We start from the raw sequence: 15,322 nt of genomic DNA on the forward strand, positions 1-15,322 counted from the left end.
CTTCCAGCAAACATCAACCTTTTACCGATCCCGCCACCAGCCCTTTCGTCAGATATCGCTGTGCGATGGCAAACACGATGGCAAGAGGCACAGCCGACAACAGCGCAGCGGCAGCAAACTCTCCCCAGTTTTTCGCGAACTGCCCGCTGATCAAATTGTACATGCCCACACCCAGCGTGTAATTCCAAGGTGACTGGAGAATGGTACCCGCGAACATGTACTCGCTGAAGATGCCGACCAGTGTCAGAAAGAAAATCACGACCATCATCGGAGTGGACAACGGCAATGTCACGTGGATGAATCTCTTCCAGGTGGTCGCGCCATCAATGACGGCCGCCTCGTCCAACTCCCTCGGCACAGAATCCATGTACCCTTTCAAGAGCCAGATGTTAAATGCACTCGTTCCGAGCATCACGAGGATGTACGAACCCAACATGTCGATCATGTTCAACTTCGCGAGCGCCGTATAGAAGGCCGCGATCGCCAAGATATTGGGAAACATCTGGAGGAGGAGCAAGGTCATGAGACCGTATTTCCTCCCGTAGAATCTGAGCTTGGAAAACGCAAAAGCGGACATCGCCGTGATGAACGATTGTGCTACTGCGACCACCACGCCGACCAGCAAACTGTTGCGAACCCATGCCCAGAATTGCCCGCCTTGAAACAGAGTTTTGTAGTTCACAAGGGAAGCATTCGCAGGGAACAACGAAAACGAAATGTATGAATTTGAAGGGTTAAACGACGCGATCACGACAAACCACATCGGGAGCAAAACCATGACGATGATGCACCAAATGACGACGCGGGACGCCCAGAGAACGACTCGCTCTCCCGGTTGCATCGAGCGCCGGCGGCGTGTGCGAGATGCAGGAAGACGTTCGGATGTCAGTGATGAGATACGGTCCGTCGACGTCGCCATCACGCATCGACCTCCTTAAACGCTCCGGTGTATCGCATCTGTACCCAGCTGATGAGAGCTACGAGAATGAAGAGCAGGACCGAGATCGTCGCGCCTAAATCATAGCGATTGAAGGTCAGCGTCATCTTGTAGGCAGCAGTTGCCAAAATATCCGTCTCACCTAGGAACGGATTGTTCGAATTGGGCGGCCCTCCGCCGGTCAAGAGATACGATGCGTTAAAGTTATTAAAGTTGAACGAAAAAGAAGGTATTAAGAGCGGCAGTGAGATGCGCCAAACCGAGGGCATGGTCACGTACCGGAACACTTGCCACCAGTTGGCTCCGTCAATTTCCGCGGCCTCATATTGGTCCGTCGGGATCGATTGCAGAGCACCTAAACACACGATCATCATGTAAGGGAAACCGGCCCAGACGTTGACCATGATCACCGCAACCCTTGCCCACAACGCACTCGTGAGCCAGGGAATGGGCGGTAGGCCGAAGACGCCGTGCAGAAGTGCATTGATTTGACCGTACTGATCATTTAACAGACCTTGCCATGCGAGCATGGAAATCAGGTTCGGAACCGCCCACGGCACGATGAGCAGGGTGCGATAGAGTGTGCGCTCCTTCATGTGCTTGTTGTTGAGAAGGACGGCCAAGAACAGTCCGACAAGGTACGCGAGCACCGTCGTGCAGAGTGCATATACCAAGGTCCAAATGAACGTCGGCAAGAACAGATTCGACAATGGATCGTGCGGATTTAAGAGTTCCTCATAATTCTTCAGACCGATAAACTGATACGACAGAAAGTGCATTTGATTGAAATTCGTAAAGGAGATGTAGATAGTATAGAAAATCGGAAGAATGCTCAACACGCAGATGGTGACGAGCGCGGGAGACAAATATCCATAAGCTATCCAATCCACGCGCCGCTTCGCGCGCTGCCGGCTATGAGACCTTCTGATCTCCATGACGGTGGCCATAGGCTTACCCCCCTCGTAAGGAAAGGAGCCAGCCACAGGCCGGCTCCCACCTGCGCACCGATGATATCAGGACCCTTGCGCCATGATGCCCTTTTGAATATTTTTCACAAAATCCTTTCCACCCTGCTCGGGCGACACCTTTCCTGCAATGATGTTCTGCAGGATGCTCATCGCTTGCCACACGGCCTGCATCTGCGGAATGTTGGGCATCGGCACCGCGTAGCGCAGCTGTTCGACAAACGCTTTAAAGATTGGACTCGACTGAACCGAGCTCGACCTTTGCACTGACAAAAGTGCAGGAATCTGTTGAGAATCTTTGAAGTACATTTGCTGTGCCTGCGCACTGGTCAATGCTTGCACAAGGCTCCAGTCGGCGGCCTGTGTTTTGGACTCCTTGTTCACAAATGCCGTGATGACCCCCAGGAACGGCGTGGCGTGTTTACCGTTTGGCAAGGTGGGCCAAGGCGTAACGCCAAAGTCAATTTTAGCCTTTTCAATATCCGCCGTGTCCCACGGCCCACTCACATACATGCCAATTTTCCCAGCGACAAACTCAGCCTTTGCAATCGAGCCATTCGTGCTTGGTGTCATCCAGTGGTACTTGGAAACCATGTCGCGCATGAGCGTATAGGCCTGAACCGCGCCCGGCGTGTCAAGCCCTATGTTGTTCGGATCAAGCGTGCCGTTTTTGTCCTTGAACACGTACCCGCCATAACCACCGATGATGGCGTAATCAAAGTAAAGGTTCGCCTGGTCGTACATGAAGCCATGTGCATTCGCGTCTTTCACGAATTCCGACCATGTCTGCGGTGGCTGCGGCACAAGCTTCTTGTTGTAATACATCGCCGCGACCTGAACGGACACCGGCACCGAATACATCGTGCCATTCACCTTGATTGCGTCAATGGTGTTTGGCGCGTAGAGGCTCGTGTTGATCACGCCAGGCGGCACCGGCGCCATGAGTCCTTCTTCCGCAAAGACGCCGTTGTTGTCGTGCGGCATTCCAAATACCACGTCAGGCCCCTTGCCCGTCCGCGCCGCGGTAGCATAAAACTGGAATCCCTTCGGGTTGGAACTTTGGTCGACGACGACGACCTTGTCTCCATGCGCCTTGGCCCATTGCGCGGCGATTTTCTTCACGTCTTGCAACTCGGGCCCGGTCTGCCACGACCAAACGGTAATGGTCTGCCCTTTCGGCAGCGTGCTGGGCTCTCCGCTGGCCGTCGAAGAGCTCGCCGGAGGAGACGCGTTCTGCCCGCCACTCGACGCTCCGCAGCCAACGATGGTTCCGCCGGCCAACACCAGTGTGGCCACACTTGTCGATACGATTCCCCATCGCCTCACCGAACTAACCCCCTCTGTAAATTCACTTTAAATTCACTGCGCAAACGTTTGCGCGAACAGTATAACGCTTTCACACGGTCGCGATCAAGAGTCCACCTCGAAAATGTCGGGGACCTCATCCCCTAGCCATTGACAGTTCACCTGTTTAACGCGACAACGTCAGCGGGTTCGACACAGCTTGCCCATCGTCATTTTGCGCAGCGACTCGGTAGGTGACTGACGAGAGGCCGGCCGGAACTCGAAGGGAAACCGTCATGACTCCTCTCCCCAGCATGTTTGAGTCCTCATCCGCACCGTTCCCTGGGCTTTTCACCTCCTGGTACGCCGATACTCTATTGACTACCATATACGCCCCGTCCAACTGTTTCTCGTAGATGATATATTGTGTTGCACCCGACACAGGTGTGATGGAAAGGATGGCTCTCCCCGCTTCGATCCGGCCACGAATCTCCGGCTGATTCAGGCGCACGGCGGGTACATCTACTGGAAGAGACAGATGGCCTTCATTCGGACTCGTCTCCCGACCAGGCGTTCCAAGGATGGCTTCAACAGCAAACGTTTGCGCCGTCGCGCCGCGGCTTACCGTAAAACTCAAGTCTTCCGCAGAAAGCACGGGCCCAGCGGGCAGCCAGTGTCCGTCCGCATTCTTCTTCCAAACGCGATAACCCAAGGCACCTTGAACAGGTGTCCAAGCAATCTCGTCCTGAGAATGTTCCTCCTGCAAATAGGCCACCGGCGTGTCGCTTGGCGTCACGAATATCGCGCCTTGGTAGGGCTGCAAAGTGAGCGTGATATGACCGTTCTGCACCTCGTGCCATTGGTTGGTCAGCTCATCAAGCATCATGGTGCCGTCCGCAACGGTCCCGCGCGTCGGAATGGTCACCGTGGTCGTTTGGTTCTGATTGTTGATGGCCACGATGGCCGTGGCGTTCCGCGCTGGGTCGCCGAAGACATCATGCCCATCTTGGATGGTTCTCGCAAATGCGTACACCATCCCTTCTGCATACAAAGGTGTGAAACCTCCGGTCTGTAGAACAGAATTGGCAGTCCGAATGGCGCCAAGCTTGCGATAGTGGTTCAAGAGCGCAAGGTTCTGATGATCCCACGGATAGGTCCTACGATTGAGCGGATCAGAATAGCCGCCTAACCCCGCTTCGTCTCCGTAAAAAATCGTCGGATCACCAGGAAAGCTGAATTGGAAGTCGGAAACAAGTTTCAGCCTCTCAATGCCGAGCTCATCATCTGCCGCGGACGGCTCGTACTCGTCCTGCTCAAGCGCAGACATATCGCCCGGTTGTGGCGCGTTCTCCAGGATGGTCAAGATCCTCATGGTGTCCTGTGAATCGACAAGGTTCATCATCGAATCAAACGACTGCAGCGGATACTCGCTGTAGAGCCGCATCAGTTCTTGGTTGAATCCTGGGGCGTCGACGGCGTGATGTTGCACATTGCCGTCATTGTATGTCCCACGGAAGAAGTCGATGACCGCATTCCGAAACTGGTAATTCATCACACTATCAAACGTCGAACCCGTCAGCCAATCCGTTCCGTTGTCATTTGTGGCGTTTCCCCAGACCTCTCCTACAATCGCCGCATTTGGGTCGATGGACTTCACCGCTTTGCGGAAGCCACTCCACCAGGAAGTATTGAAGTTGCTGTTGTCTGCCGAGTCCAAACGCCACCCGTCCGCTCCTTCGCCTATCCAATAACGCGCCACAGAGTGGCTGCCCCCGTAAACAAATCGCTGATAGGCAGGGTCCGACGTATTCGTCAAGGGCAGGGTGTCAATCTGGAACCACGAATTATAAGGGTTCGAGGCATTGCCTGTCCATGAATACCAGGAATAGTAAGGCGATAGGGATGGCTGGTTCTTCAGGTATGCCTGCCATGCCCCCTCTGAGCGGAAATTCCCGAACTTATTAAAATATACACTGTCACTTCCGGTGTCCTCGAACACCCCGTCCAGGATGATGTGGAACCCCTTTGCGTGCGCGGCCCGCACCAGGTTCAACCAATCCTGCTGCGTGCCAAATCCGGGGTCGATCTTGAAGTAGTCAGCTGTATCGTACTTGTGATTGGACTCCGCTTCAAACACAGGCATGAGATAAAGCGTATTGACCCCTAAGCTCTTCAGGTAATCCAGCTTGTCCTCAATGCCCCGCAGATCGCCCCCAAAAAAGTCGATGTTCCATTGTCCATTCCCTCGGAGCGCAGCAATGCTCGGGTCGGACGAGGGAGGGATGTTAGGGTCGTAAGGCGGCGAGTCCCAGTTCCCGTGGAACTCAATGGGACCCAACGACTCCGCGCCGTTTTCGTTTACATAGATCCCCTTTTGAGTCTTTGGGTTCTCTTCCGTCGCGATGTCTCCGTTATAGAACCGATCCGGCATGATTTCATAGATCACCGCGTGTTTCAACCAATCGGGGGTTTGAAATCCCCGTTCGTACACGGTGATCTGATAGCTTGGTCCGTCAGAAGACAACCCAACCTGGCCAAGACCTTCGAGTTGGGCCCCGTTATCATCGTAATAAATGACCTGACCGGTTTCCGTCTCTGTCTTAAACTGATACCACATGGTACCGGGTGTTTTTACATAAGAAGGAGGGATCGTCACTGTCCACCATGTGTAGTTGCTCGCATCCTCCACGCCCGCTTGTTGAGCCAATTCGTCCGCAGACATTTGCAGCTTTTGCATGGGTAGGTCCACCTCGCCCGCCCGACCGTCGGCTCCCCACAGTCGAAGCGTCGCGCGCTCGACGCTGAGAGGCGCACGCAGACGAAGTGTGATGGGTGTTCCTGTCGGCACCGCTCCGAATGGCGAACGATAAAACGCCCGAAACGAATCGTGTTCATACGCTTCCATCCACGCAGGCAGCGGACCAATCACAAGTTCCGCACTTCTATCGAACTCGACGTTCACCACCCCATCCGCGTCCTTCGCGACTGTGACGATTTCGACGCGGTACAGACCATTCGGGAGGCTCGCGGGAACCGTGAATTGAACGCTGTTCCAGGTCGCATTTGCCCCACGAGCCGTGGCAACCGTATCGCCCGATGAGTTGACGAACCGCACCCATGTCTCGTTGGGCTGGTCCTGACTTCCCGCGAAGTCCCCCACAGGATCGGAAGCCGTGATTGTATCACCAGGATTGGCTTGTAGGGACGAGAGCGTCAGCGTGCCCACAGGCAGCGGAAAGTTGTTGTTTGTGTCGTCGGACGTGTGCAGGCCGTCACCGGAGAGACATGCAAAACTGGTGCCGTCGTAGATGTCGAAACGGTAGTAAACGGTTCCTCCATCTGAGGCCGGGATTTGGGCGGACCAGAGTTGATAGGGTCCAAATGTTCTGCCTGGGGACATTGCCACCTGAAAGCCTTTGTTCTGTGCGGTGTCCCAGCAGTTCAATACCACCTTCGTCAGATTTCCGCTGTACGCACGAAGACGGATGGTCACCGCTTCTCCCGGCGAAGGATTGGGATCAGATACGTACATCGAACTATCCGACGTGTAAATCCCGTCCCATTGAATCGTGCTGGCGGTTGTATAGGGCATCACCTCAAGCCCTTGTCCTGGAGGTGTCGAGACGGAAAGTGTCCCACTTTCGACGGTCACCGTGTACGTGCCCGCCCCCAGCCCATCCTCACCCCCGGGAAGCCGCAGCGTGACAGAATTGGGCCCCGTCAGCGCGGCGTAGTCGGTTACGTCGATCACGCCGTTGTTCGAATTCGATACCTCTACCTTCAAATTTGTGGCATCCAGGTTCAGGCCGGTCACGGTGAGGACCACCGTGGCTGCGTCTCCCGCCCGAAAACCGTTGCCGCTGACAATCTGAACGGAACCGGAATCGGTTGGTTCAGTTGCGTTGCCAGGCGAAGCCGCGCCGGTCGAGGATGGCGCATCGGGACTGACTACCGTGTTCGCCGCGAGAACGCGGGCCTTGCTCACGACACGTGGGTTGCCAAACACCGCCACCGGGAGCGTCGCCGACATGACGATGGACGTCGCGAGTCCCGCAGCACCTTTCCAATTCAAGCTTATCAACCTCCTTGTACGTGCAAACGTTTGCACCAAACTTATCGTCCTGGATTATACGCGTAGTCCGCATGAGGTCAATGGCGTTCCCTCACCGTTCATTGTCCGAATCGCCCTTCTTTTTGTGCCCTCCCTTGTTCCCTTCACCTCTCGTCCACTGTTAAAATGTAAGTGCCATGTCCCATCTCAGAGGAGGCGACCCATATGCCGCTCGATCCCGTCATTCAACAGGTGCTTGATCAGCTGAATCGCATGCCTGCCCCGGACTACAAGAATCTCTCCGCCCAACAGTTTCGGTCCCAGCAATCGCAGTTCCCCCCGGTCAAAAAAGAGCCGGTAGCCGAGGTTCGCGAGTTCGACATGGATCTGCCCGGTCGAACGCTCAAGGTTCGCATGTATCGCCCGGACGGCATCGAACCGCCGTACCCCGCGCTCGTGTATTACCACGGCGGCGGTTGGGTGGTCGGCGACCTCGAGACGCATGATCCCGTCTGCCGCGTCCTCGCAAAAGACGGCCGGACTGTCGTGTTCTCCGTGGACTACCGGTTGGCGCCCGAGCACAAGTTCCCGGCCGCTGTCGAAGACGCGTACGATGCCCTGCAGTGGATTACACAGCGCCACGCGGATTTCGACCTCGATCCGGCGCGCATCGCGGTCGGAGGCGACAGCGCCGGCGGAAATCTGGCCGCTGTCACGAGCATCCTCGCGAAGGAGCGCGGCGGGCCGACCATCGCGTTCCAGCTGCTCATCTATCCGTCCACCGGGTACGATCCGACCGAACCTCCCGCATCTCTTGAAGAGAATGCGGAAGGCTACCTCCTGACCGGCGGCATGATGCTCTGGTTCCGAGATCAATACCTGAACAGCCTCGAGGAACTCACGCATCCGTGGTTTTCACCCGTGCTCTACCCGGACTTGAGCGGCTTGCCTCCCGCGTACATCGCCACCGCACAGTACGATCCCCTTCGCGACGTCGGCAAGCTCTACGCGGAAGCGCTCCAGCGGGCCGGGGTGAAGGTCGAGATCGAGAACTTTGAGGACCTGATCCACGGTTTTGCACAGTTCTACAGCCTTTCGCCCGGCGCGACGAAGGCGCTCGTCCGCATCGCAGAGAAACTTCGCGAGGCACTTGCCTGACCGGGGCGAGCACAACCGAGAGGAGGCTTTCACGTGGCATGGATGAAGTTCCCCGGTGCGCATCGCGCGCCTATCATGTTTCTCGAGCACGCGCGCATCTTCCCGTCCCGCACCACGCCGTATGTGGATCCCTTTCTCCTTTTGGACCACTTCTCCATCCAGCACCCGGATGGCTTTCCGGATCACCCGCATCGGGGATTTGAGATCATCACGTACGTCTTGCGTGGCGCCGTCGCACACGCGGACAGCGCAGGCCACCAGAGCGTCATTCCCGAGGGCGGCGCGCAGCACGTGACAGCGGGGCGCGGGATTGTGCACTCGGAGATGCCTGGGACGGACGGGATCGACAGCGGTCTGCAGCTGTGGATCAACATCCCCCGAAGCGACAAGGGGATGGAGCCGAGCTACGAGGATATCCCGCCCGACGCATTGCCAATAGACGAGCCCGCGCCAGGCGTGCGGAGGAAGTGGATTGTCGGCGGTGGATCGCCGCTTCGGACCCATCGGCCGATGACGTACCAGGACGTTGAGATGGCGCCAGGCGCATCGTACGTGCTCGAAGCGCCCGCGCATCATCAGGGGTTCATCTTCGTGCTCGGCGGCTCGGGTCACCTGGGTGAAGAAGAGTTCCCTATGCAAAAGGGTGATCTCTTCATCTGGCACCAGGCCACCGACGAGGCGTTTGCGCCCACGCCGGTCCGGGCCGTGGAACAGCTTCGCGCCGTCATGGTCTTCGGCGAGCCGGTCGGCGAGCGGCCCATCTTCAACGGCCCGTTTGTCGATTAAGGCGCATCTTCCTGGGCGAAGAACCTTTCGAGCAGTTGCAGGTATGCGCGCGATCGCGGCACGAAGTCTGCCCAGGCCGCGACGCGCGCGTCTCGTTGCAGGCCGGATGGCGACAGGCGGTACCCAGTGAGCACCGCTTCGCGCCGACGGCCGAAGGCGAGATCGAGAAAATCGCCCATGGGAATCTCGTAGATGCCGGCAATCTCATCCGGCGCCGGGCGCAGCGCCTCGAGCACAAGGTCTGGGACGATGGCGGCATACACGTGGTGAAACTCGCGGTCCCAGACGGACCCGAACCGCGCCTCGTTCGCCACCACGCCGAGTTTGTGCAGGCGCGCCGCGGACAAGTGAAGGCCGAGCTCCTCCTCGATCTCGCGCACGCCGTCGTCCGGCGATTCCCCTGCCTCGAGGTGGCCGGCGGCGCTCACGTCAAAGCGCAGGGGATTCGTATCCTTGTGCGGGCCGCGCAGCTGGATGACGAGCTTCGCGTCGAGGCGCCTAGCGGACGCAATCCAAGCGTGAAACGTCTGGTGCCACAGCCCGCGCTCGTGTACCATGGACCTTGGCGCTCTGCCGCAGGGAATCATTTCGGAAGTGAAAATATCAAGCCATTCTTCGCGCTCTTCTGTGCTCATGATGTCCCCCCTGGTTCAACGTACCACATTCGTTGCCGGCGCAACATGCCCGAAGGAGGATGGACCTTGCCCCTCTACGTATGGCTCGCATGCGGCCTGTACTGGATGAACGGGATGGCCACCGTCGTCCTCGGCAGCGTGTTGCCGCTCGCCGTGCAACACCTGCACACCACCTACGTGTTCGGGAGCGATCTCGTCTTCCTTCAGTTCGTCGGCTACTGGATTGGAGTTCCCCTCTCCTCCATGGCCGTGCGCCGCACGGGGTATCGGGGCGCCATCGTCGCGTCGAGCGCCATCACCGCCCTGGCTTCGGCGGGCTTCACCGCGTGGCCGAAACCCTTACCGTACCTCGTGTGCTCGCTCGCAAACGGCATCGGCATGGCGCTGATGCAGGCGACCGTGTCCACCTCCCTCATCGAGTGGTTCCCGGCCCGCCGAGCGGTCATCATGAGCCGGACCGAGGCCGCGTTTGGCCTGGGCTGCGTGCTCGGCCCCCTCTTTGCGGGCGCATGCATCGCCGCCGGCAGGTGGCAGATGGCCTTCGCACTGGTGGCCGCGGCGGCTGCGGCGCTCGCGGTAGCCGGCGCCTTCACGCCTATGGCCGCGCGCGACAGCCGTGAGGGCCCGCGCGACGCGCACACGGACGCCATTCATCTCGCCAACCGGCGCGATCGCGCCCTTGTCCTTGCGCTCTTCATGCTCTGCGTTCTCATCTACGTCGGCTTGGAATCGTGCGTGAACAACTTCCTTCCGGCCGTGTTTGTCGAGCATTTTGCCCTTCCGGCCACCACCGCGTCCGTCGCCGTGAGCGCGTTCTGGGCTGCGATGGTGGCAGGGCGCATGGCGACCGGATGGATTGCGAGGAAACTGCCGTATCGGCCGTATCTCATCCTCGCGGCGGTGGGAACGCTCTGCACCACCGTGGCCTTGGCTGCGACGAGATCCGTTGTCCTAGGGTATGTCGAATGCGTGTGGCTCGGCCTCTTCATGTCGGGGATTTACGTCGTCACCCTGGTGTTCGCGAATCACGCGTTTCCGGACCTCACCGGGCTTGTGACGAGGTTGGTCACGTTCTTCGCGGGGCTGGGTGGCGCGACGCTGCCGTACGCATTTGGTTGGACACTCGCCAAGACGGGATCGCAGTGGGCGGACGTGGCGTTGGCCCTTTTTGCGGCCATGCTGTTTGGCGTGGTGAGCTGGACGGGGTGGGTGACCAAGCGCAAGTCGAGATCGCCGAGCAAACGCGTGCACGCGGCGGGGTGAGCGGATGTAAAGACAACACGGGGCCGCGGTCAGGAAGACCGGCGGCCCGAGGGTTCCCACGAGGTTTCCGCCCGTGCGGCCCACTCCGTGAGGACATCGGAGAGCGCTCGCAGCCGACGCCCGTTCAATCGGTAAAAGGTGAACCGTTCGTCACGGGGGTGGCGGCGAACCTCCACCAGCCCGTGCTCGCGAAGCTGTCTCATGTGATGGGAAAGCGTGTTTTGCCGCACGCCGAGGCGCTCGGAGAGCTCACCCGCGGTCTGCTCGCCGTCGGCCAACGCCCGGAGAATCCGCAGCCGCTGGGGCTCGCCGAGCACCGCCAAGCACCTCATGCAATCCTCTGGCGTACCCAGTCCGTGCGTCATGGCGTTTCTCCTCGCTTCGCGACCGACGCCCTACGCGGACAGCATCAGCCCACGATGCTGTGATGCGTCTTGGCCTGGGGCGCAAGCCGGATGTCTTCCGTGTCTTCGAGCGACTTCTGTTTCATCTCCGGCACGGCGAGAACCGTGAGCAGCGCGCCGAGGAGGGCAACGCCCGCCAGCATCCCCATCGTGACACTGAGACCCGTGGCCTTCAGGATGCCTGGCAGGACAAACGCACCGAGGAACGCGCCAATCTTGCCGGCCGCCGCCGAAATCCCGTGCGCCGTGCCGCGCAGGTTCGTCGGAAAGGCCTCGGACGGCACGAGGAACGTCGTGGTGTTGGGACCGAACTCGATGAAGAAGTAGCTCACCGCATACAGCACCAGGAACAAGATGGGCATCTTCGCAATGCTCGGCACAAAGAACAGCGCAGCGTAGGCAGCCGCCATCACCGTAAAGCCAAGCGCCTGGATGAACTTGCGGCCCCACTTGTCCATCAGGTTGGCTGCGACGAAGTAGCCCGGAAGCGCAGCCACCATGAAGATGGCCGTGGCGACAAGCGTCGTGGTAACGAGCGCCGCATGCGGCAGCAGCGCCTTCAGAATGAGTTGCGACGACACGCTGTTGCCGTAGAACGCCACATCGATGAGGAACCAGCTTCCCGCTGTGCCCAGCAGGCGCACGAGATGCTTCGGCGTCCACAAGGACTGCTGTGCGATCACGGCTTGCGGAGTCGCGGATGCCACCGCAGTGCGCACGCTCTCGCCCGTCAGCTCCCGGACCGCGCTCGCCGCCGCATCCGCGTCCTGCTTCACGGCCATGAGGTAACGCGGCGACTCTGGCATCTTGCGGCGCAGGTAGATGACGGACGCCGCCGGAATGGCGCCGAGCGCGAGCATGATGCGCCATGCGATGTCATGCGGAATGCCTACGGAGAGCAGGATGGACGCGACGAGCGGACCCGCCAGGAGCCCGAGTCCCTGCATGGCAAAGACCATCGTGACCATGAACCCGCGATTTCTGCGGTTGGAATACTCCGTCATGATGACCGAACTGGTGGGGTAATCGCCGCCCACGCCGAGACCCACGATGAAGCGGAAGATGACGAGCCAGATAAACGACGGGGCGCAGGCTGAAAGAATGGCGCCCACCGCGAGCATGATAACCTCAAATCCGTACATCGCCTTGCGGCCCAACTTATCCATCAGCTTGCCGAAAAAGAGCGCGCCGAGCGCTGCGGCCGCAAGCGAGGTGCTGTTCAAAATGGAGAGTTGCGCAGTGGAGAGATGCCAGATGGGAGTGAGAATGGCGGTCACCGTGCCGATGATGAAGAGGTCGTACGCATCGGTGAAAAAGCCCATGCCAGCCGTGAACATGGTCTTCCAATGGAAGCCGCTCAGCCGACTTTCGTCCATGGCTTCGAGAACCTTCGGATTGACGGACACGCGAGTCGCCCCTTTTGGCTAGGTTTGAGCTGCGACGGGTCAGTGCACTTGCCGCGGTCGCGATTGAATCCATACCCATTGATTCAATGGATATCGATCCTTTCCGTCATCACATGCTACGCGCCATTTGTGAAGTCCACGTGTTCGGATTGTGAAGAGTGTGTAAAGAAGAAGGAACATCCTGGAGCAGATGCGCGATCCCGGACGCTGAAATGTGCGCGCCGGGATCGCGCGAAGAATCACCATCGGGCCAAGGCGTACATGAGCAGGATGTTGACCGCAAGAACGATGACCGCCGTGGGCCACTGGGCGCGAATGACCGCGTATTGGCTGCGCAGGTTAAGCAGGGCGGCTGGGACGATGTTGAAGTTGGCAGCCATCGGGGTGAGCAAGGTGCCGCAATAGCCTGCGAACATGCCGATGGCCGCAACGCGATTGGCGTCGACGCCGAAGTGGCCGATGATGAGCGGAATGGCGATCCCGGCCGTCATCACCGGGAACGCGGCGAAGGCATTACCCATGACCATGGTGAACAGCGCCATGCCGACGCAATACGCGAAGACGGCCCAGAACAGCGAGTGATGCGGAATCACGCGACTCGCCACGTTGGCCACCACGGTGCCCACGCCTGCGGAGGCAAACAGGGTGCCGAGGACCGCGAGCATCTGCGGCAGGACAGCCGCCCACCCGATGGCCTCGATCAGGCGCCTCGCTTCGCGGACAGACGTGACCGGTGAACTTCGGGTGACGGCGAGCGCCACGATGAGCGCCGCCGCGGCGGCGATGCCGAGGGCAACCAGGGTGACGTTGGCCGAATCGAGCAGCGACTCAGCGCCGATGCGAACGCGGCCGAGCCCTTCGACGCCGGCCACGGTGACGAGCGGAATGAGCACGGCCGGGATGAACAGCCAATTGCCAAGCCGGGTCCGACTCGCCTCGCGCTCCTCCGCGCTCGCCTCGCGATAGCTTCCCGTGCGCACCCCGCCAAATCCGGCGATGGCGACGATGGCGAGCACCCCGACGCCGAGCACGGCGGGCGGGAGAAAGTCCGCGAGGATGAACGCGAGTCCATACAACAAATAGAAGAGCCCCGTGGTGATGCGCCGAGGATTCGTGCCGTCGCGAAACGTATACAGGCTCGAGAGCACGAGAATGAGTCCGACGAGATCGTAGACGTACTGAACGCGAATCACGGGTGGACCCCCTCTCCGGGCGATGCGGAAGCAACGGATGAATCTGAGGACAGCCAGCAGCGGAGGCGCCGATCCAGCAGGTAGAGCCGCACGCTGTGCACCATGAAGACCGCGATGGCGGTCGGCAAGGCCCACAGCCCCATCAGGATGGGGGTGGCGTGAATGTGGAACTGATCGAAGACCCCCTTCATGAGAAGGACGGCGCCCACGGCGACGAACACGTCCTCTCCGAAAAAGAGGCCAACGTTGTCGACGGCGGCGGCATGGGCGCGGATGTGGTCCCGGACGTCGTCGGGCAGCTTTCCGTACTTGGCCAGCGCAGCGCCCTCGGCCATAGGCGCGACGACGGGGCGCACCATCTGGGCAGGCCCGCCGATGGACGTGAGGCCTAAGGCCGCCGCCGCTTCGCGAATGAACAGGTACGCGTTCAGAATGCGCCCTGTGGTCGCGGCGCGCACCCTCGACACCAAGTGTTGGGCCTGTTCGCGAAGCCCGTGGCGCTCGAGCAGGCCGATGACGGGCAGTGTCGCGATGAAGACGGCCATGTACCGATCTTTCGCAAACGCCGCGCCGAACTGCGAAAGGATGCTGTAGAGCGATTCGTGCGCCAGAAGTCCTGTGGCGATCCCGGCCACCGTCACGACGAGCAGTGGGTTGATGCGAAGTGCAAAGCCGACGATCACGATGAGGACACCGATCAGAACCATGAGACCACCTCCCGAGATATCCGAAAGGTGCGACTTTGCCGGACACAATAGGGCAGGTCGCACGCATGATGAAGGTTTGGCGTCACCCGGAGACCGTCAGGCGCGGATTCGGCGCCTGGAAGTACACGTGGTGATACACCTGCGGACGCAAGCTTCCCGTGAATGAGCATCGGCGTACGGGCAGGCGCTTCACTGGGTGGCGATGGATGTACGTGTTCGATTCGAATCTAGGAAATCCTGCTCGAATGCTGCACAAATGGAACAGAAAAGCGCATCCTTTCGTCACGCGCTTGGGATTTGGATGGTCACCAACCAGACGATCTCGTCCCAAACCACGAAGGCCATGCGCGAACCGGAATCGATGGCGCAAGCATAGGGGGTTCGCGATCTTCGAAAATTCGGCGTGGGGACTGGATTTTTGAGCGGAGAGAGGGTATCATGAGGGCAGTTGGAAGTCGTGGAAAAGGGACGTTCAGCAGAGGTTCGCGATTTTCGCCCGCGAAGCGGCGCCACAAGCGAGTTCTGGAGGGAAG

General features: G+C 59.4%; 12 protein-coding genes. 3 read left to right on the top strand and 9 right to left on the bottom strand.

What is annotated here, in order from left to right; translation table 11 throughout:
* Positions 1-13 precede the first annotated feature (13 nt).
* The 4 genes from AS26_RS06905 to AS26_RS06920 all read right to left on the bottom strand — a co-directional run bounded on the left by AS26_RS06905 (position 14) and on the right by AS26_RS06920 (position 7,258).
* On the bottom strand, positions 14-919 hold the full coding sequence (locus AS26_RS06905; protein WP_062307682.1) for a sugar ABC transporter permease: 906 nt from the start codon (positions 917-919) through the stop codon (positions 14-16).
* Positions 919-1,884: a carbohydrate ABC transporter permease gene (locus tag AS26_RS06910; RefSeq protein ID WP_083516011.1), complete on the bottom strand. Its 966-nt coding sequence runs from the start codon at positions 1,882-1,884 to the stop codon at positions 919-921. Before AS26_RS06910 ends, AS26_RS06905 begins: the two co-directional genes overlap by 1 nt.
* 66 nt (positions 1,885-1,950) lie before the next feature.
* Positions 1,951-3,228, bottom strand: coding sequence for an extracellular solute-binding protein (locus AS26_RS06915; RefSeq protein WP_062307656.1), 1,278 nt, complete (start codon positions 3,226-3,228; stop codon positions 1,951-1,953).
* Positions 3,229-3,373: 145 nt separating this feature from the next.
* A complete protein-coding gene (locus tag AS26_RS06920; protein ID WP_062307659.1) occupies positions 3,374-7,258 on the bottom strand; it encodes a glycoside hydrolase family 13 protein in 3,885 nt (1,294 codons plus the stop codon).
* A gap of 204 nt (positions 7,259-7,462) precedes the next feature.
* Between AS26_RS06920 and lipP1 the strand changes: the two genes are divergently transcribed.
* Positions 7,463-8,395 carry a LipP1 family hormone-sensitive lipase gene (gene lipP1 / locus AS26_RS06925; protein ID WP_062307661.1) on the top strand — a complete coding sequence of 311 codons (933 nt, stop codon included), beginning with the start codon at positions 7,463-7,465 and terminating at the stop codon, positions 8,393-8,395.
* 42 nt (positions 8,396-8,437) lie between these two features.
* Positions 8,438-9,181 carry a pirin family protein gene (locus AS26_RS06930; RefSeq protein ID WP_245629657.1) on the top strand — a complete coding sequence of 248 codons (744 nt, stop codon included), beginning with the start codon at positions 8,438-8,440 and terminating at the stop codon, positions 9,179-9,181.
* Here AS26_RS06930 and AS26_RS06935 read toward each other — a convergent pair.
* Positions 9,178-9,816: an NUDIX hydrolase gene (locus AS26_RS06935; protein WP_062307667.1), complete on the bottom strand. Its 639-nt coding sequence runs from the start codon at positions 9,814-9,816 to the stop codon at positions 9,178-9,180. The two genes, AS26_RS06930 and AS26_RS06935, sit on opposite strands and share 4 nt — an antisense overlap.
* Before the next feature lie 66 nt (positions 9,817-9,882).
* On the opposite strand from AS26_RS06935, the gene AS26_RS06940 reads away from it, so the two are divergent.
* Entirely contained in the window at positions 9,883-11,079 is a 1,197-nt protein-coding gene (locus tag AS26_RS06940; RefSeq protein WP_245629656.1) for an MFS transporter, read from the top strand.
* Between the two features lie 29 nt (positions 11,080-11,108).
* Here AS26_RS06940 and AS26_RS06945 read toward each other — a convergent pair whose 3' ends face one another.
* The 4 genes from AS26_RS06945 to AS26_RS06960 form a co-directional block, all read right to left on the bottom strand.
* Positions 11,109-11,444, bottom strand: coding sequence for an ArsR/SmtB family transcription factor (locus AS26_RS06945; protein WP_062307672.1), 336 nt, complete (start codon positions 11,442-11,444; stop codon positions 11,109-11,111).
* 44 nt (positions 11,445-11,488) lie between these two features.
* Positions 11,489-12,889, bottom strand: a complete 1,401-nt coding sequence (locus AS26_RS06950; protein ID WP_083516012.1) for an MFS transporter — start codon at positions 12,887-12,889, stop codon at positions 11,489-11,491.
* Positions 12,890-13,128: 239 nt separating this feature from the next.
* Positions 13,129-14,082 carry a DUF979 domain-containing protein gene (locus AS26_RS06955; protein ID WP_062307674.1) on the bottom strand — a complete coding sequence of 318 codons (954 nt, stop codon included), beginning with the start codon at positions 14,080-14,082 and terminating at the stop codon, positions 13,129-13,131.
* Positions 14,079-14,789 carry a DUF969 domain-containing protein gene (locus AS26_RS06960; protein ID WP_062307676.1) on the bottom strand — a complete coding sequence of 237 codons (711 nt, stop codon included), beginning with the start codon at positions 14,787-14,789 and terminating at the stop codon, positions 14,079-14,081. Before AS26_RS06960 ends, AS26_RS06955 begins: the two co-directional genes overlap by 4 nt.
* Positions 14,790-15,322 lie beyond the last annotated feature (533 nt).

This window comes from Alicyclobacillus sendaiensis NBRC 100866 (assembly GCF_001552675.1).
In the GTDB taxonomy this organism is placed as follows: domain Bacteria; phylum Bacillota; class Bacilli; order Alicyclobacillales; family Alicyclobacillaceae; genus Alicyclobacillus; species Alicyclobacillus sendaiensis.